The sequence below is a fragment of the [Rhizobium] kunmingense genome, assembly GCF_977018605.1.
In genome coordinates, this window is record NZ_CDRNXG010000001.1 from 3,279,315 (window position 1) to 3,296,376 (window position 17,062).

General features: G+C 62.3%; 15 protein-coding genes. 2 read left to right on the forward strand and 13 right to left on the reverse strand.

Going from position 1 to position 17,062, the window contains the following annotated elements:
* Positions 1-11: 11 nt before the first annotated feature.
* The 11 genes from surE to AC0JZ4_RS15920 all read right to left on the reverse strand — a co-directional run bounded on the left by surE (position 12) and on the right by AC0JZ4_RS15920 (position 13,086).
* On the reverse strand, positions 12-770 hold the full coding sequence (surE, locus tag AC0JZ4_RS15870; RefSeq protein ID WP_471887309.1) for a 5'/3'-nucleotidase SurE: 759 nt from the start codon (positions 768-770) through the stop codon (positions 12-14).
* 13 nt (positions 771-783) lie between these two features.
* Entirely contained in the window at positions 784-2,064 is a 1,281-nt protein-coding gene (gene serS, locus AC0JZ4_RS15875; protein ID WP_471887310.1) for a serine--tRNA ligase, read from the reverse strand.
* A 55-nt stretch (positions 2,065-2,119) separates the two neighbouring features.
* The gene (gene tatC / locus AC0JZ4_RS15880) at positions 2,120-2,944 is read right to left on the reverse strand and encodes a twin-arginine translocase subunit TatC (protein WP_471887311.1); all 825 of its coding nucleotides are present in this window, start codon (positions 2,942-2,944) and stop codon (positions 2,120-2,122) included.
* Positions 2,941-3,771, reverse strand: a complete 831-nt coding sequence (gene tatB / locus AC0JZ4_RS15885; RefSeq protein ID WP_471887312.1) for a Sec-independent protein translocase protein TatB — start codon at positions 3,769-3,771, stop codon at positions 2,941-2,943. The genes tatC and tatB overlap by 4 nt, the downstream gene beginning before the upstream one ends.
* Before the next feature lie 32 nt (positions 3,772-3,803).
* Positions 3,804-4,028, reverse strand: a complete 225-nt coding sequence (locus AC0JZ4_RS15890) for a twin-arginine translocase TatA/TatE family subunit (RefSeq protein ID WP_471887313.1) — start codon at positions 4,026-4,028, stop codon at positions 3,804-3,806.
* A 156-nt stretch (positions 4,029-4,184) separates the two neighbouring features.
* Positions 4,185-4,871, reverse strand: coding sequence for an SMC-Scp complex subunit ScpB (scpB, locus tag AC0JZ4_RS15895; RefSeq protein ID WP_471887912.1), 687 nt, complete (start codon positions 4,869-4,871; stop codon positions 4,185-4,187).
* 53 nt (positions 4,872-4,924) lie between these two features.
* Complete coding sequence (locus AC0JZ4_RS15900; protein WP_471887913.1) at positions 4,925-5,737, reverse strand: segregation and condensation protein A; 813 nt, start codon at positions 5,735-5,737, stop codon at positions 4,925-4,927.
* A 65-nt stretch (positions 5,738-5,802) separates the two neighbouring features.
* Positions 5,803-6,819, reverse strand: coding sequence for a beta-N-acetylhexosaminidase (gene nagZ / locus AC0JZ4_RS15905; RefSeq protein ID WP_471887314.1), 1,017 nt, complete (start codon positions 6,817-6,819; stop codon positions 5,803-5,805).
* Between the two features lie 90 nt (positions 6,820-6,909).
* A complete protein-coding gene (locus AC0JZ4_RS15910; RefSeq protein WP_471887315.1) occupies positions 6,910-9,984 on the reverse strand; it encodes an SPOR domain-containing protein in 3,075 nt (1,024 codons plus the stop codon).
* 63 nt (positions 9,985-10,047) lie between these two features.
* The gene (gene argS, locus AC0JZ4_RS15915) at positions 10,048-11,805 is read right to left on the reverse strand and encodes an arginine--tRNA ligase (RefSeq protein WP_471887316.1); all 1,758 of its coding nucleotides are present in this window, start codon (positions 11,803-11,805) and stop codon (positions 10,048-10,050) included.
* 63 nt (positions 11,806-11,868) lie between these two features.
* A complete protein-coding gene (locus AC0JZ4_RS15920) occupies positions 11,869-13,086 on the reverse strand; it encodes a deoxyguanosinetriphosphate triphosphohydrolase (protein ID WP_471887317.1) in 1,218 nt (405 codons plus the stop codon).
* 163 nt (positions 13,087-13,249) lie between these two features.
* On the opposite strand from AC0JZ4_RS15920, the gene erpA reads away from it, so the two are divergent.
* Both erpA and xth read left to right on the forward strand, forming a co-directional pair.
* Positions 13,250-13,579: an iron-sulfur cluster insertion protein ErpA gene (erpA, locus tag AC0JZ4_RS15925; protein WP_471887318.1), complete on the forward strand. Its 330-nt coding sequence runs from the start codon at positions 13,250-13,252 to the stop codon at positions 13,577-13,579.
* A 71-nt stretch (positions 13,580-13,650) separates the two neighbouring features.
* Complete coding sequence (xth, locus tag AC0JZ4_RS15930; protein ID WP_471887319.1) at positions 13,651-14,457, forward strand: exodeoxyribonuclease III; 807 nt, start codon at positions 13,651-13,653, stop codon at positions 14,455-14,457.
* A 45-nt stretch (positions 14,458-14,502) separates the two neighbouring features.
* Here the strand turns inward: xth and exoR are convergent, their stop codons facing one another.
* A complete protein-coding gene (gene exoR, locus AC0JZ4_RS15935) occupies positions 14,503-15,273 on the reverse strand; it encodes an exopolysaccharide production regulator ExoR (RefSeq protein WP_471887320.1) in 771 nt (256 codons plus the stop codon).
* A gap of 493 nt (positions 15,274-15,766) precedes the next feature.
* A complete protein-coding gene (locus AC0JZ4_RS15940; protein WP_471887321.1) occupies positions 15,767-17,032 on the reverse strand; it encodes an outer membrane protein transport protein in 1,266 nt (421 codons plus the stop codon).
* Between the last annotated feature and the right edge of the window lie 30 nt (positions 17,033-17,062).

The following is a 17,062-nucleotide window of genomic DNA, read 5'->3' on the forward strand; positions in this document are numbered from 1 at the left end:
CGCGGACAGAATCACTCGGCCAGCGCGGCTTCGAGGCGATCCTGCACCGAGTAGTCGGTCAGGTCCAGCTTCAGCGGCGTGACGGAAATCCTGTTCTCCTTCAGCGCCTGGATGTCCGTGCCGGCGGGGAAATCGCCGTTGCGGGCGGAGAATTTCAGCCAGTAATACGGACGCCCGCGCCCGTCCTCACGCGCCTCGGTGATCAGGCCATGGTCGAGCTTGCCCTGATGGGTAACGACGACGCCCTGAACCTCGTCCGGCTCGCAATGGGGGAAGTTGACATTGAGGAAGGTGCCGGCCGGCAAGTCGATGACCATCAGCTTCTTCAACAGATCGCCGGCATAGGCTTCCGCCACATGCCAGGGCGTGTAACGACCGTTGTCCTTGCGGGCGGTCTGGCTGATGGCGATCGAGCGCACACCCTGCAGCGCGCCTTCGATCGCACCGGCAACGGTGCCCGAATAGGTGATGTCGTCCGCCATGTTGCCGCCGTCATTGACGCCGGACAGGATGAGATCAGGCTTGACGTCCATGATCTCGCTCGTCGCCATGATGACGCAATCGGTCGGCGTGCCGCGCAGGGCGTAACGCTTGTCGTCGATCTTCCTCAGCCGCAGCGGTTCAGACAGGCTCAGCGAATGGGCAAGGCCGCTCTGATCGGTTTCCGGCGCGACGATCCAGACATCGTCGGACAGGCTGCGGGCGATCCGTTCGAGAACCGCCAGGCCTTCCGCATGAATGCCGTCGTCGTTGGTGAGGAGAATGCGCATTTCGTCGTCCTTCTTAAGCCTTTTCGATTTTCGTCAGGCCGCCCATGTAGGGCAGAAGGGCATCCGGAATTGTGACAGAACCGTCTTCATTCAGGTAATTTTCGAGAACCGCAATCATGCAGCGGCCGACGGCCGTGCCCGAACCGTTCAGCGTGTGGACGAAGCGCAGCGCCTTTTCATCCTTGACGCGGTAACGGGCGTTCATGCGGCGGCCCTGGAAATCGCCGCAGACCGAGCAGGACGAGATTTCGCGATAGGTATCCTGCCCCGGCAGCCAGACCTCGATGTCGTAGGTCTTGCGCGCGCCAAAGCCCATGTCGCCGGTGCAGAGCGTCATGGTGCGGAAATGCAGGCCGAGGCGCTTCAGCACGTTCTCGGCGCATTCCGTCATGCGCTCATGCTCGGCGACAGCGCTTTCGGCATCGGTGATCGAAACGAGTTCGCATTTCCAGAACTGGTGCTGGCGCAGCATGCCGCGGGTATCGCGGCCGGCAGAGCCGGCTTCCGAACGGAAGGACGGGGTGAGCGCGGTGAAGCGCAGCGGCAGCTTTTCCTGTTCCAGCGTTTCGGCCGAGACGAGATTTGTCAGCGTTACTTCGGCGGTCGGGATGAGGTAGCGGCCGTCCGTCGTCTTGAACAGGTCTTCCTCGAATTTCGGCAACTGGCCGGTGCCATACATGGCTTCCGCCTTCACCATCAGCGGCGAGGAGACTTCGGTGTACCCATGCTCCGTCGTGTGCATGTCGAGCATGAACTGGCCGAGTGCGCGCTCCAGACGGGCAAGCTGGCTGGTCAGAACGGTGAAGCGCGAGCCCGACAGCTTGGTGGCGCGCTCGAAATCCATGTAACCGAGCGCTTCGCCTATGTCGAAATGCTCCTTGGCCGGATGATTCCAGGCGGGCTTTTCGCCGACGACACGCTTGACGACATTGTCGTGCTCGTCCTTGCCGACAGGCACGTCATCGAAGGGGATATTGGGGATGCGCGACAGGGCATCGTCGAGCGCCGCAATCGCCTCGCGCTCGTCCTGCTCGGCGGCAGGCATCGTATCCTTGATGGCGGCGACTTCGGCCTTGAGCTTTTCGGCCAGCTCCATGTTCTTCTGCGCCATCGCGGCGCCGATTTCCTTGGAGGCGGCATTGCGGCGGGACTGCATGTCCTGCAGCTTCTGGATCACGTTGCGGCGGCGATCGTCCATCGCCGCAAGTTCCTTCGCCATCGGCTCGACGCCGCGCTTTGCAAGCGCTTCATCGAAAGCCTGTTCGTTTTCACGGATCCATTTGATATCGAGCATCGGTCCTCAAGCCTTGTACGCGAGACACCACGCGCACAGGCCAGGGAACAAAACCTCAGACCTTCTCGCTCTCGGCGACGTCCGACGACGATTCTTCGGTCTCGGAATCCTCATCACGTCTGCGCTCGACGAGTCGCGCGGCGTAGATGGCAATCTCGTAGAGAAGGATGGTGGGTATAGCAAGGCCGATCTGGGACATCGGATCCGGCGGCGTCAGCACGGCCGCGACGACGAAGGCGATGACGATGGCGAACTTGCGCTTTTCCCTCAACCAGTCGCTGGTCAGCAGGCCGACGCGAGCCAGAAGCGTGGTGACGACCGGCAGCTGGAATACCAGACCGAAGGACAAAACCAGCGTCATGATCAGGCTCAGATACTCCGAAACACGCGGCAGGAGCGAAATGCCCACCTCGCCTTCCGTCGGTGCCTGCTGCATGGCGAGGAAGAACCACATCACCATCGGCGTGAAGAAGAAATAGACGAGCGCGCCGCCAAGCAGGAACAGGATCGGCGAAGCGATCAGGAACGGCAGGAAAGCCGATCGTTCATTCTTGTAGAGGCCGGGCGCGACGAACTTGTAGATCTGCGAGGCAATCACCGGAAAGGCGATGACCAGCGCGCCGAACATCGCCACCTTCACCTGGGTGAAGAAGAATTCCTGCGGCGCGGTATAGATCAGTTCGGACTTGGCAAGGTCGAGACCGGCCCAGACGACCGCCCACTTGTAGGGCACGACGAGCAGGTTGAAGAGCTGCTTGGCGAAGAAGAAGCAGACGACGAAGGCGATGAAAAACGCGCCGATCGACCAGATCAGCCGGGTGCGCAGCTCCATCAGATGTTCGATGAGCGGCTGCGGCTTGTCCTCGTAGTCTCCGCTCATGCTTCGTCCTTCGGCGTTTCAGTCTTTTTCGTGGCCCGCTTGCGGGCAGCAGGCTTGGCAGCCTCGGTCTTTGCCGCGGCGGACTTTACCGGAGCGGATTTTACAGCGGGTGCCTTGTCGGCAGCGGTCTTCGACGCGGCCGTCTTTGGTGCCGCAGCCTTTGCAGAGGCCTTCGTTGCCGAGGCCTTTTCGGTAACGGCGGCTTCCACGGGCTTCTTTACGGCCACCTTGCGCGGTGCTCGCGGCTTGGCACTTGCTGCTGCCGATTCGACAGGAGCTGCCGCCGTTGTCACGGCCGGTGCGGCGCTGACAGAAGGCGCGGCGGCCGTCGCCGTCGCCGTTGAAGCCACGACCGGAGCTGCCGAGACAGGTGCGCTCGCGGCTGACGGCTTGGCGGCGGCAGGTTCGACACTTGCTGGAACTTCAGGCTCGATCGATGCCGGTTCGGCACCTTCCACGGCCTGCTGCGCCTCACTGTCGACCGGCGTAAGGTCCGTGGCGTTGCCGGTCAGGCCGGCAGGCGCCTGGGTCGCCTTCTGCAGATCGGCCTTGAGATCCTCGCCCATCTGCCGGAGCGGGTTCATCGCATCGCGCAGGGCATTGGTAGGATTAAGCCGCTGGGCTTCGGAGATCGTCTTGCGGACGTCGTCCATCTCGCTTTCCCGCAGCGCTTCATCGAACTGCGCCCGGAAATCACCAGCCATCTTGCGAAAATTCGCCGTCATCTTGCCAAACGCGCGCAGCATCGGCGGCAGGTCCTTCGGACCAACCACGACGATGAGCACGACCGCAATGACGAGCAGCTCGGTCCAACCAATATCCAACATGCAATGAGGCTCCTGAAACCCCTACCCGTCCGTTAGGAACGGGTGGTTTCCTTGACCTCGTCAGTCTTGTGGTCGACGGTCTTGCCGGTCGCGGCCGTCGTATCGGTCGGCGCAGCTTCGTCGTCGGTCATGCCCTTCTTGAAGCTCTTGATGCCCTTGGCTACGTCGCCCATCAATTCCGGAATCTTGCCGCGCCCGAACAAGACGAGCACGATGACCAGAACGATCAGCCAATGCCACACACTAAAAGAACCCATCAGTCCAACTCCAATTCGAATTCGGCTCCGATGTAAGCCCTTTGTGCCGCTTTTTCAAACACCAAAATAGCATGATGCATCGGTAATCACGCGGACTTTAAGTATTCGGTTGTTTTTCAATTTCCGTACAACAACTTGGCGGTTGCGATCCGAGCGCTAATCCTCGTCGCCGCCGCTGGGTGCGAGAAGGCCGAGCTCCTCCAGATCGAGCTGGGTAATCGGATCTTCCTCGTCGGCAAGCTCGTCGCCCAGGCCGGGGATTGGAATATGGAAACCGGGCGGAATTCGGCCGCTGAGCAGGCCGGCCCCCTTCAATTCTTCGAGACCCGGCAGGTCACGCAGTTCCTCAATACCGAAATGATCGAGGAAGTCGGGCGTCGTGCCGAGCGTGACCGGGCGCCCCGGCGAGCGGCGACGCCCGCGGAACCGGACCCAACCCGCTTCCATCAGCACATCGAGCGTCCCTCTCGACGTCTGCACGCCACGGATATCCTCGATCTCGGCGCGGGTGACCGGCTGGTGGTAAGCTATGATCGCAAGCACCTCGAGCGCGGCACGAGAGAGCTTCTTGACCTCGTTGTCGTCGTTGCGGATGACGAAGGAGAGATCGGCAGCGGTGCGAAAAGCCCAACGGTCTGCGGTGCGCACCAGATTGACGCCGCGACTGGCATAGACCTCAGCGAGCCTCGCCATCAATGCGGGTATATCCGTGCCCTTGGGCAACCGGTCGGCCAGAAAGCTTTCAGGCACCGGTTCCGCGGAGGCGAAGACCAGCGCCTCCGCGATCCGCTCCGCCTCCAGATCGGAAAACGGTTCCGGTTGACCTTCCCGCGCCTCAATCATGTCGGTCGCCTCGGCCGTGTCGGCATGCGGCTCCCTCTCGTCGGCTGCGGAATTCATTCGGTGTCTCCGGCGGATTGAAATGTCGGCGCCTTGCGCTCCCGGTCACCCTTGCGCAGGTAGATCGGCCGGAATGCGCCGTCCTGGCGGATTTCGAGTTTTCCTTCCCGCACCAGTTCCAGCGAGGCGGCAAAGGCACTTGCCGTCGCCGTCACCCTGTCTTCCGGCGGCAGATAGGGAAGCAGATAGGATTGCAGCGAGGTCCAGTCGACGGTCTCACCCAGCATGCGGGTCAAAAGCTCGCGGGCATCGACGAGCGACCAGACCTTGCGCCTTTCGATCGTCACCTGGGTGATCGCTGTGCGCTGCCGCAGATTGGCATAGGCGGACAGGAGATCGTAGAGGCTGGCATCATAGGCCGACTGCACCCGGTGCGGGATATGTTCCGGCGCACCGCGGGCAAAGACATCACGGCCCAGCCGGTTGCGGTTGACGAGCCGGCTGGCGACATCGCGCATGGCTTCAAGGCGGCGGAGACGAAAGGCAAGCGTTGCCGCCATTTCCTCACCGCTCGGCCCGTCGTCGACCTTCACCTGCTGCGGGATGAGCAAGCGGGATTTCAGGTAGGCGAGCCATGCCGCCATGACCAGATAATCAGCCGCGAGTTCTATGCGGACACGCCGGGCGCTATCGACGAAAATCAGATATTGCTCGGCCAGCGCCAGGACGGAGATGCGCGACAGATCGACCTTCTGGCTGCGCGCCAGGTGCAGGAGAAGATCGAGCGGACCTTCGAAACCGGCGACATCGATCACCAGCGACGGGTCATCGGCAGAACGCTCGGTCACGTCCTGCCAGAGCTTGTCCATCGGAATGGCGCCCTGCCCCGAATTACCCGCCAACCCCGTCGCCCTTCTCGCTCGCGGCCCGCCTTTTACGCGACCGCCATCATGTCATGGAATTCCGCACGCAGTTCCGCCTCGTCGGCACCGTCCGGTGCCGTGAAACCGCGCTCAACGGCCTCGGCACGCTCCAGCGGCTTGCCGGCAAGCGGCACGACTTCGCTGACCACGGCCTTCATTTCGTCCATCACGCCGTTGCAATGCAAGACTATATCGCACCCGCCCCCCATGATTCGTGCCGCACGCTCACCGATCGTGCCTTTCAACGCGTTCATGGAGGTATCGTCCGAGACAAGCAGCCCGTCGAAGCCGATATGGCCGCGGATGATCCTGTCGATCACGACGGGCGAGATCGTGGCCGGGTCCTTGTCGTCAACGGCGGTGAAGACGATGTGGGCACTCATCGCCATCAGCTCGTCCTTCATCGCGACGAAGGGCAGGAAGTCGTGGGTTTCCAGTTCGGCAAGCGATGCGGTGACGACCGGCAATTCATGGTGGCTGTCGGCCATGCCGCGGCCATGACCCGGCATGTGCTTCATGATCGGCAGCATGCCGCCTGCCTTGAGCCCCTCGGCGGCAGCCTTGCCCATGTCCGCCACCGTCTTGGGCAGGAAACCATAGGCGCGGTCACCGATGACGTTGCTTGCCCCTTCAACCGGCACGTCGAGAACCGGAAGCGCATCGACGGTAATGCCAAGCTTCATCAGGTCGAACGCGTGCAGGCGCGACATCAGCCAGGCGGCGCGCAGGCCCTTCTCCTCGTCCTGGCGGTAAAGCTCGCCGAGGGCTGCGGCCGACGGATAACGCTCGATCATCGGCGGGCGGATGCGCTGGACGCGGCCACCTTCCTGGTCGATCAGCACCGGAGCATCCGGCCGTCCGACGCTGTCGCGCATCTGCGCGACGAGGTCCCTGATCTGCGGCAGCTCGATGCAGTTACGGGCGAACAGGATGAAGCCCCAGGGGCGTTCGTCGCGATAGAGGGAAATCTCGTCCGGGGTAAGCGAAGCGCCGCTGGCGCCGAGGATCATGGCCTTCGATGCACTCATGTCAATTTTTCCGATGGTTGGGCATTGCAATGTCGATCAACGAAAAACGGGGCGCCTCGCGCCCCGTCTCTCCTGTTGGTTCAAAGCGCCTCAGCGTGCCACGAGGCAGCTGCCGCCAGCGGAGCGGTAGCGTTCGCAGAGCGCCACGGCTTCGGCCCGGTTGGCACCGGCCGGGATGCGGACGCGGTAGAACGTGCCCTTGCCGGCAATTTCAGCCGCCTTGATGTCGACGCCACGACCACCGATGACGTTTCCATAGCGGCTCGACAGGTTCTGATAAGAACGCTGCGCGTCCGCTTCGGAGGGAAGCGAGGCGATCTGGATCACGTAGCCGCCGGCTGCGGCAGCCGCCGGGGTAGCTGCTGCGGGAGCGGAAGCCACCTGCGTATTCTGAGCAGCGGGTGCTGCGGCCGGGCGGACATTGCCCTGATCGCTGACCGAGGCGACGACGTTGACCGGCTGTTGCGACGGACGCGAGGTCGGCACGGGTGCACGGGTGGCCGTGGCCGGAGCCGGATTTGCGAGCTGTTCGATCGCGGCCGGCGCCTGCGCCGCTTCCGGCAAGGTCGAGGCCGATGCCACATCGGCCGGAGCCGAGACCGGCACGATGCCGGCGGACTGCTGGGCGGAAGCCTGAGCAGTCGGGAACGGTGCTGCCGACTGCGGCGCCGTGGCGGCGGCTGCATCGGCGCGGGCCGGTGCGGCGGCGACCTTGTCGGCTGTCGCGGCGGCGGCCGGTACTTCGATCTCCTGCTCGACGAGCGTACCGTCGGCGCGGACGATCATCGTCTTGACCCGGCGCGGCATGACCATGACCTGCTGCGGATCGCCGGACTGTGCGTCCGCCTGACCATCCTGCGGCAGAAGACGTGCGTCCGATGTATCGGCGGCATCCGTCAGCTGCATGTCGTTCTCGCCCTCGAGCGGCATCGTCTCGGGCATCAGCGTCCGCTGGACGACGTCTACGGGTTCTTCGCTGCTGGAGATCAGCTGCTGTTGGCGCGGCGCTTCGGCAGCACCGCCGGCAACGCGATCATAAACAGCCTTGTCCTGGTTCGGAACCGTCTTGCCGCCTGGGTTGGCGGGGGCGACCTTGACCGGATCGCTATCGGCCGCGATGACGACCGGCTCGCCATTGGCGCCGGCACCAGGTCCCGTAGCGCTCAACCAAGCATAGGCACCGCCGCCAACGATGGCGACGAGGCCGACTGCGGCAAGCGACGCGATCCAGCGCTTGGGCGAGGCACGCCCTTCGTCCTCGATCTGCTGGTAGTCCTGCTCTCCGGCATAGGTTTCATTGGCCGCAAGCGGTGTTGCGAGGCTGCGACGGAAATCCTCTTCGAGCGCACGCTCGAAGTCGTCGAGATCGGCGTAGACGTTCTGGCCTGCGGGCTGACCGGCAGGCGCCTGAGCGATCGCCGCCGGTGCAGCGGCGGCAACGGCGATCTGCGGCGCAGTAGCTGCCCGCGATTGTGGCGCGGCAGGTTCTGGCGCTTCGAGCAGCGACGCAAGTTCGGCATCGATATCGAGGTCGAAATCGCTGCGATAGAGCGGCGCCTCTTCCTTTTCCTCGACGGTCAGAACCGGCACGTCGAGTTCGGCGATCGCTTCCGGCTGCTCGTCCGATTCGGCGATCAGCGCCGGATCGAAGGGAACGTCATCATCAAGATCGGCGACAACCGGTTGGGGCTGCGGCTGCACGGCAGAAGCATAGGCCGGCGCGGCCGACATGCCCGCGGCAACCGGTGCTGCGGCATAGGCGGCCGCGATTGGCGTGGCGGCGACGGAGACCGCGGGCTGCGGCACCGGTGCGACAACAGGTGTCGGCGCGAAAGACTGGTTAGAGACAAACGACTGAACAGGGGCAGCCGACGGCTGGCTGGCGACCGAGACCGGCGTCACACCCTTGCGGTTTTCCTCGCCGACCATATCGGCCAGATCGAGTTCGAGGTCGTCGAGCGCCAGTTCGAATTCGACATCGGCGAAAGGATCAGCGACGTCTTCCACGAGCGGAGCGGCAGGCTTTGCCACGACGGGAGCCACGGCCGGCGCTGCAACGGCTGCATCGACCTTGGGTTTCGACGAGTAACGGTCGACGTCATAGAGAAGTTCGTCGAGTTCGGAGAACTGCGCCTTTGCCTGAACCGGCTCGGCGGTCGGCAAGGACTTGACGGCGATCGGCTCTGCCGGACCGGCCATCGGGATACCCATGGTCGGCATGGAAAGACCGGAGGCGATCGGGGCGGACGCAGCGACCGATACTGAGGGCGCGGTCCAACCTTCGAACGAAAGGGCTTCGGTCTTTGCGGGCGCGACGGCTACAGGTTCGACCTTCGGCTCGACACGCGGCTGCGAGACGACACCCGCACCCGACTGGAAGTTGGCGAGCGGCATGCGGAAGCTTGGCGTGAAGGCCGCGGCCTTGCGCTTGAACTCCTGCACCGGAAGCGGTTCGGCGGGCACGGCGACAGAGGTCTCAAGCTCGCTTGCAAGATCCAGAGGTTCCGCTGCCAGTTGCGGCTCCTCGTAGGCAACCGGGGCGATCGGCTCGGCCTCAACCTGCGGCAGATCCGCCGGGAACTCAATATGCGTATCCGCCGCGTCAGCGACGCCTTCCGGCGATACGGGCACAAAGCCCTGATCGACGACGGTATCGATATACTGCTGTTCGGACGCGGCGTACTGGTCACTCCAGGCCTCATCGCCATCGACGAATGCCTGCTGCGACTGCCCATCGAGAGCACCGAGATCGGCCTCGAACTGCGCCGCATCGAAAAGCGGCTCCTCAGCGACAGGCGCGGCAACGGACGGCTCCACCGGCGTTTCGTGGACCGGCAGCGCGAAGTCAGGCTCCTGCGGGACCGGGGCGGACTGGAAGACACGTGGCTCGTGCAACGGCGCAGCGAATGCCTCGGCCGGACCGAGGTCGTCGGCGGGATCGAGGCGAGGCGCATCGTAGCGCTCGAACTCCCTGAGGAGCTCGTCTTCGAGGTTGAACACAGGCTCGCGACGCTCCGCCACAACGGACGGAGAGACGAGAGGTTCGGGCTTAGCGATTACTCGCTCTTCATAGCCGACGATACGGGCCAGCTCTGCCAACGGGTCTCCGTCGGCGAAGAAATCCGGACCATCATTCCGACTACGCGCAAGGTTGTTATCCGCCATTACCTAGTCCACTCACCTACATTACTACGCTTGTGCCAGAGCAATGTGGGTAAATGAGGGCGTTTAGCGCATCTCATCCGGTGCGGCAGTGCCCGTAATCGCGAGGCCAGACCTCAGTACGGAAGCGACTGCACGCACAAGCCCAAGCCTGGCGATGCTCAATTCTCGGTTTTTATCGTTAACAAACCGTAATTCAGGTTGTTCTTTACCTTTATTCCAGTGCGCATGGAAGAAGCTGGCCAGATCGTAAAGGTAAAATGCGATGCGGTGCGGCTCCTGCGAAAGCGCTGCACTCTCGACGATCCGTGGGAATTCCGCCAGCTTGGCAACGAGCTGCAACTCGTTCGGATCGGTGATTTCGCCGACAGTAGCGGCAAGATCAAGCGAATCGATATCGAGATCCGGGAAAGCATCCCTGCCCTGCCGGAAGACAGACATGCAGCGGGCATGCGCGTACTGCACGTAGAAGACCGGATTGTCCTTCGACTGTTCGGTGACCTTGGCGAAGTCGAAGTCGAGCGGTTCGGAATTCTTACGGTAAAGCATCATGAAGCGGACGGAATCACGGCCGACCTCATCCACGACCTCTCGCAAGGTCACGAAGTCGCCAGAGCGCTTCGACATCTTCACCGGCTCACCCTCACGGTAAAGCTTGACCAGCTGGCAGAGCAGCACGGTCAGCTTCGCCTTGCCGTCGGACACGGCGCGGGCGACGGCCTCGAGCCGCTTGACATAGCCGCCATGGTCGGCGCCGAGAACATAGATCATCTCGTCGAAGCCGCGGTCGTACTTTTCCTTGAAGTAGGCGACGTCGGCGGCGAAATAGGTATAGGCGCCATCCGACTTGATCAGCGGACGGTCGATGTCGTCCCCCACTTCGGTCGAGCGGAACAGCGTTTGGTCGCGGTCTTCCCAGTCTTCCGGCAGCTGGCCCTTCGGCGGCGGCAGCTTGCCCTTGTAGACATGGCCCTTGAACGTCAGGTCGTTGATCGCCGCACGGATAGGCTGCGCGCCGTTCTCGTGCAGGGTGCGCTCGGAGAAGAAGACGTCGTGGTGGACGTTGAGCGCCTGCAGGTCCTCGCGGATCATCACCATCATGGCGGCAACGGCGCGATCCTTGACGATCGGCATCCATTCCTCTTCCGGCATGTTGTGCAGGCGCGGGCCGAATTCATCGGCCAGCTCCTTGCCGACCGGCACGAGGTAATCGCCCGGATAGAGACCGGCCGGGATCTCGCCGATCGACTCACCCAGCGCCTCGCGGTAACGCAGGAAGACGGAGCGCGCCAGAACGTCGATCTGGCCGCCGGCGTCGTTGATGTAATATTCCTTCGTCACGTCATAGCCGGCAAAGGCCATGAGGTTGGCGAGCGCATCGCCGACGACGGCGCCACGGCAATGGCCGACATGCATCGGGCCGGTCGGGTTGGCCGAGACATATTCGACATTGGTCCTGTGACCCGCGCCGACCGTCGAGCGGCCGTAATCGGTGCCGGCGACGATCATCGAGGCCAGCAGGCGCTGCCAGTAACCGGTGGAAAGACGGATGTTGATGAAGCCTGGACCTGCGACGGAAACCTCGCTGACATCCGGATCATTCTTTAGCGCGGCGCAGATCAGGTCGGCGAGCGCACGCGGATTGGTACCGAGCGGCTTTGCCAGCACCATTGCGGCATTAGTAGCGACGTCGCCATGGCTCTGGTCGCGCGGCGGCTCTACCGTCAGTCGGCCGAAATCGACTTCGCTGCGCTTTTCCTTCACGATCTCAATCGTTTCCAGCGCGTTCTTAATTCTCGTGTCGAAATCAGCAAACAGATTCATGTCACTTACCCGAGCCTTGTCAGCGCGGGCCCTTGGAAAGCCGTTGGTCTTGAAGTGAGGGGCCTAGCGCAAATCGGGAGTCTGGTCAAACAGCTCCCCATGCACGCGCACGGCATAGGTATCGGTCATGCCGGCCAGATAATCGGCGACGTGGCGTGCACGCGCGGCTTCCTCAAGGCCGGACATGTGGTCGACCCAGTAATGACTGCGCATCAGCGCCGGGTCGTTCATATAGGCTTCGAACAGGTCTGTGACGATCTTCGCCGCGCCCTCGCGGATGCGCATGATGTGCGGGTGGCGGTAGATGCGCGAGAACAGCAGTTTCTTGATGCATCGGTCCGTCTCGGCCATGTGGGGCGAGAAAGTCGCGATCACGCGACCGGCGGCCCGCACGTCGGCGGCGCTCTGCGGCAGTACTGCGGCGAGGTTCGCCTGCGCCACGCCGATCACGTCCTCGACCATATGGGTAATCTGCCGACGGGTGACCTCGTAGGCGAAGCGGCTTGGATCGAGGTTCGGGTAGCGATCCCTCACCTCCTTCATCAGACCACCGAGGAACGGCACCTCCTCCAGCATCTCGAAGGTCAGGAGGCCGGACCGCAAACCGTCGTCGATATCGTGGGTGTTATAGGCGATGTCATCGGAAATCGCCGCGACCTGGGCCTCGAGGCTGGCAAAGCTCGCCAGTTCCAGATCGTGCAGCTCGCAGTAATCGCGGATCGGCTGCGGCACCGGGCCTTGTGTCCCCTCACCCTTCAGCGTCATCAGCGGGCCATTGTGCTTGACCAGACCTTCGAGACTTTCCCATGTGAGATTGATGCCGTCGAATTCCGCATAGCGGCGTTCCAACTTGGTGACGACGCGCAGAGACTGGGCGTTGTGGTCGAAACCTCCATAGGGCTTCATCACCTCGTCCAGCGCATCCTCGCCCGTGTGGCCAAACGGCGTGTGGCCGAAATCGTGGACCAGCGCCACGCCTTCCGCCAGATCCTCGTCGAGTTTCAAGGCACGGGCCAGCGCACGGGCGATCTGCGCCACCTCGATCGTGTGGGTCAGCCGGGTCCTATAGTGATCGCCATCAGGACTGATGAAGACCTGCGTCTTGTGCTTCAGGCGACGAAATGCGGTCGTATGAACGATGCGGTCGCGGTCGCGCTGGAATTCCGAGCGCGTCAGGCTGGAGCCTTCGGGGAACATCCGGCCGCGCGACGACCATGGGTCGGACGCGTAAATGGCGCGCTCGCCGCTGCCGAAACCGAGCGTCCTGGTATCGATTGTCATGCCTTCACCTGCATTTCACACCCTGCGGGACCATTGACGTGCCGTTCACGTCTTCATACCTATAGTAAGACCGTGCGCAAAGCCGGTGACAATCATCTGAGAGTTAATCGGGCCAGTCACCCGAAAACTCACCGGGCCTTGAACCCGGCAGGAGACCCTAGAAATGACCGAGAACGTAACCCTCTCCAATGCCGCGGCAAAGCGGATCTCCGAAATCGTCGCCGCCGATACCGGCAAGCAGGCGCTGCGCGTGACCGTCGAGGGCGGCGGCTGTTCCGGCTTTTCCTACAAGTTCGACCTGGCCGAATCGGCCGATGCCGACGATGTGGTAATCGAGAACGGCAGCGCCAAGGTGCTGATCGACAGCATGTCGCTGATCTACATGGCCGGCTCCGAGATCGATTTCGTCGACAACCTGCTCGGCCAGTCGTTCCAGATCAAGAACCCCAATGCGGTCGCCAGCTGCGGTTGCGGCACCAGCTTCTCCATCTGAAAACGCCATCTTTCCCTTTCCTCGCACGCGCTATCGTCTAAAAGAGACCGATAGACTGCGAGGGTGAAGGCATGAAGATCGCGACCTGGAACATCAACGGCGTCAAGGCACGCATCGACAACCTGCGCCAGTGGCTGAGTGACGCCTCGCCGGACATCGTCTGCCTGCAGGAAATCAAGTCGGTCGACGAGGGCTTTCCGCGGCTGGAAATCGAGACGCTCGGCTATCACGTCGAAACCCACGGCCAGAAGGGCTTTAACGGTGTCGCGATCCTGTCGAAGTTGAGGCCCGACGAAGTGATGCGCGGCCTGCCGGGCGGCGAGAACCCGGATGGCACGGTGGACGAGCAGTCGCGCTATATCGAATGCGTGTTCTCGGTCCCCGGCGGCGTCATCCGCGTCGCCTCGATCTACCTGCCGAACGGCAACCCGTCGGACGATCCGGTCAAATATCCTTACAAGCTCGCCTGGATGGAGCGCCTGCGCCGGCACGCGGAAAACTGCCTGGCACTGGAGGAACCGCTCATTCTGGCCGGCGACTACAATGTCATTCCCGAGCCGCATGATTGCTACGACCCGGCCGCCTGGGCGACCGATGCGCTGTTTTTGCCGCAGACGCGCGAAGCGTTTCGCCGGTTGGAAAATCTCGGCCTCATCGATGCCGTTCGCGCCACGACGGACGCGACAAAGCTCTATTCCTTCTGGGACTATCAGGCCGGCGCCTGGCAGAAGAACAACGGTATCCGCATCGATCACCTGCTGCTGTCACCGGAAGCGGCAGATCGCCTCAAGGCGACGTCGATCGAAAAGCAGGTGCGCGCGTGGGAAAAGCCGTCCGACCACGTACCGGTGATCGGCATCTTCGACTTCGCTGCATAATTTCAACGAGAGTTGCGGCCCGCTTACGAGCGGGCCTTTCCACGATCAGTCGTCTGTCGCAACCATCTGATGCGACATGGCGACGGCGTCGCGGCGATCGCGCTCGGCGGCCATCGAGAAGGCCTGTTCCTGCAACTGCTCCATCCAGCCGCAATCCTTGGCGGCGCAGCGGTCGAGCGCCGCCGTCAGGAATGCGAGTCCCCGGACCGACTGGCCTTCCTGGAACAGGATATTGCCGAATACGGCCATGGCGCCCGGATGGCCGCTCTTGCGGGCCTGGTTCAGCCACTTCTTGGCCTGTTGGGTGCTGACACCACCGCCCTCGCCCGACAGCATCATGCGGGCAAGCTGGTACTGCGCCTCGGCGACACCGAAGGTGGAGGCGACCTGGAAATAGATCTGGCGGGCCTGATAGGGATCGGCCTTGACCGGGCTTCCGGTGATGCCGTGGCTGTAATAGCTCGCCAGCGACAGGAGCGCGTTGACGAAGAAGCCGGTATCGTCCGAACCCGGTTCGACACCCTGGGCGGCAATCTCGTTATAGATCTTGAAGGCGGCGTAATCGTCCTTGGTCACACCGTCGCCATAGGCGTACATGTTGGCAAGCGCCCAGCGCGAGCCGGTATGACCCTTCTCGGCGGCATAACGGTAAGCCTCGACCGCATCTTCCTTCTGGCCGTTCTTGTAGGCCTTGAAGCCGAACTTGAAGAGATCGAAGGGGCCGGATTCCTTCGTCACCCCGGCCTGAATGTCAAAGGCCAAGGCATTTGCGGCACAACACGCCGCCAGCGATATTCCAAGAAGCAGTACTCTCATGGACCCGGTGCCAGACTTCCGCATGGTTCAGTTTCTTTCGAGCCGCGACGGGGTTTTCCCCGACACGTAGATTATTGGCCTTGCGGACAGAACATCCGGACCAGACGGACCGAACATTCCACCTCCCTGCAGGCGAGAGAAACTGTAGATGCCATTTTCGGCAAGACTAGGACCCCGCAACAAAGCTTTGCCAACCTTTGCAAATGGATCCGAAATCCACATGCCGGCAACGCCAAAGCCCCGTCTCTCTTCGAAAAACCCGCCCATGTTACTCCAACTTGCACGGCGAGCCCCCGCAGGCCGCGCTCTTTACTTCACTACCGCTGCGCTTCGTTTGTGGCGGGAAATGGACAAAAGTCCCAGCCTTGAAGCGCGGCGCGATCGTCCCAAAAAAGTGTTGCCAAATCGTCACGGTATTTTAGCTGAGGAACATGCAGCTGTGACAAACAAAAGCCCGGCTGAGGCCGGGCTTTTGTCTTTTCCTATCAATGAATCAGAAGCGGACCTTCAACGAGGTGGATAGCGCTGCCACGAGATCGTCATCGAATTCGTAGCTTGCCTCATCGCCGGAGGCCTGACCTTCGATGATAGTACCGCTCGACGAACCACCGGTGAGAATGCCTAGAACACCACCGAAACGGATTTCGACGCTTTCCGTCGGCGCATAAGCCACACCGGCACCGAATAGCCATGTATCCGTCTGGGTACCGAAATCCTGCGACGTGCCGCGATCCCAGGTCACGCTGACCGCACCGCTCCACTGATCGTTGAACTTGTGTCCGATACCGCCGGTCACCGTCCAACCATCACGATAGCCGAGATCGAGCGAGGTAACCTCCTGCCCGCCGGCATAGAACGGGATGCGCTGCAGCTGGCTCCAGTCGGTCCACTTGACGGAACCGAAGGCCAGCCAGCCAGGCGCAATGCCGGACTGCAGCTTGAGTTCAAGGGCATCGGGCATTGCCGTCTCGCCTGTCACGGGAATGACTGTGCCCGCACCGGGAACAAGGCCCAGTCCACCGGTGCCGAGTGCCGCCGGAACGCCCGTCAGATCGACAGTACCGCTGACGTCGTCCAGCTTGACCTGGCTGTAATACATCAGGCTCGCCCGGAAGGCATACTCGGTGATTTCATAGGCGACACCTGCGCGCCAGCCCCAACCGTCGCCCTCCAGATCGAGACGTCCAACACCGGAGCCGGACAGACCAGAAAGCGCGAGCGCCTCAGGTGCCACGATCAGGCGCTCCTTGAAACCATCCATGTCGAGATAATTAGTGCCACCAATGACACGAAACTGACCGGGACCGACGTCGAACTTGTAGGAGCAGGTGAACGCATAGTTGTCGCTGTTGACCTTGGTCTCGATATTGTCGTTGGCACCCGCCCAGTTGGAACCCGGCTTGGTATGCGCGCCATAAGGCTGCGAATAGTCGAACATACAGTCAAGAGCATCGCCAAGGCCGGCCTTGATGCCGATTCGCGGAGACCAGTAGCTCTCACTGTCATCGGCCGTATTTTTGTAGCCCAGCGTAGTGCCGAGATTGGGGTTGGTTGGCGAAGAAATCGAATCCTCGACATTCTTCAGCTTGCGCTGCGGCATTACATACGTAGCCGTCGCTTCGGTCGTAAAGCGCCCTGTATCGAACAGAAGATCGATATTGTAACCACCGCGCTCAAGCCCTCCCGCCAGCGCCGGCGATTGCAGTGCGCCGACGGCCGCCACCGCCAGAACTCCGCGTGAAATGATCCGTCTTACCATGTCTTCTCCCACTCCCGGCAAGTTACCGGA

What these genes read in the sequence shown, in the direction of transcription:
- scpB (WP_471887912.1), bottom strand. Translation starts at nt 4,871, where the DNA reads ATGATTGAGGCGCGGGAAGGTCAACCGGAACCGTTTTCCGATCTGGAG.
- argS (WP_471887316.1), bottom strand. Translation starts at nt 11,805, where the DNA reads ATGAATCTGTTTGCTGATTTCGACACGAGAATTAAGAACGCGCTGGAA.
- AC0JZ4_RS15900 (WP_471887913.1), bottom strand. Translation starts at nt 5,737, where the DNA reads ATGGACAAGCTCTGGCAGGACGTGACCGAGCGTTCTGCCGATGACCCG.
- serS (WP_471887310.1), bottom strand. Translation starts at nt 2,064, where the DNA reads ATGCTCGATATCAAATGGATCCGTGAAAACGAACAGGCTTTCGATGAA.
- AC0JZ4_RS15910 (WP_471887315.1), bottom strand. Translation starts at nt 9,984, where the DNA reads ATGGCGGATAACAACCTTGCGCGTAGTCGGAATGATGGTCCGGATTTC.
- erpA (WP_471887318.1), top strand. Translation starts at nt 13,250, where the DNA reads ATGACCGAGAACGTAACCCTCTCCAATGCCGCGGCAAAGCGGATCTCC.
- exoR (WP_471887320.1), bottom strand. Translation starts at nt 15,273, where the DNA reads ATGAGAGTACTGCTTCTTGGAATATCGCTGGCGGCGTGTTGTGCCGCA.
- xth (WP_471887319.1), top strand. Translation starts at nt 13,651, where the DNA reads ATGAAGATCGCGACCTGGAACATCAACGGCGTCAAGGCACGCATCGAC.
- AC0JZ4_RS15920 (WP_471887317.1), bottom strand. Translation starts at nt 13,086, where the DNA reads ATGACAATCGATACCAGGACGCTCGGTTTCGGCAGCGGCGAGCGCGCC.
- AC0JZ4_RS15940 (WP_471887321.1), bottom strand. Translation starts at nt 17,032, where the DNA reads ATGGTAAGACGGATCATTTCACGCGGAGTTCTGGCGGTGGCGGCCGTC.
- tatB (WP_471887312.1), bottom strand. Translation starts at nt 3,771, where the DNA reads ATGTTGGATATTGGTTGGACCGAGCTGCTCGTCATTGCGGTCGTGCTC.
- nagZ (WP_471887314.1), bottom strand. Translation starts at nt 6,819, where the DNA reads ATGAGTGCATCGAAGGCCATGATCCTCGGCGCCAGCGGCGCTTCGCTT.
- surE (WP_471887309.1), bottom strand. Translation starts at nt 770, where the DNA reads ATGCGCATTCTCCTCACCAACGACGACGGCATTCATGCGGAAGGCCTG.
- AC0JZ4_RS15890 (WP_471887313.1), bottom strand. Translation starts at nt 4,028, where the DNA reads ATGGGTTCTTTTAGTGTGTGGCATTGGCTGATCGTTCTGGTCATCGTG.
- tatC (WP_471887311.1), bottom strand. Translation starts at nt 2,944, where the DNA reads ATGAGCGGAGACTACGAGGACAAGCCGCAGCCGCTCATCGAACATCTG.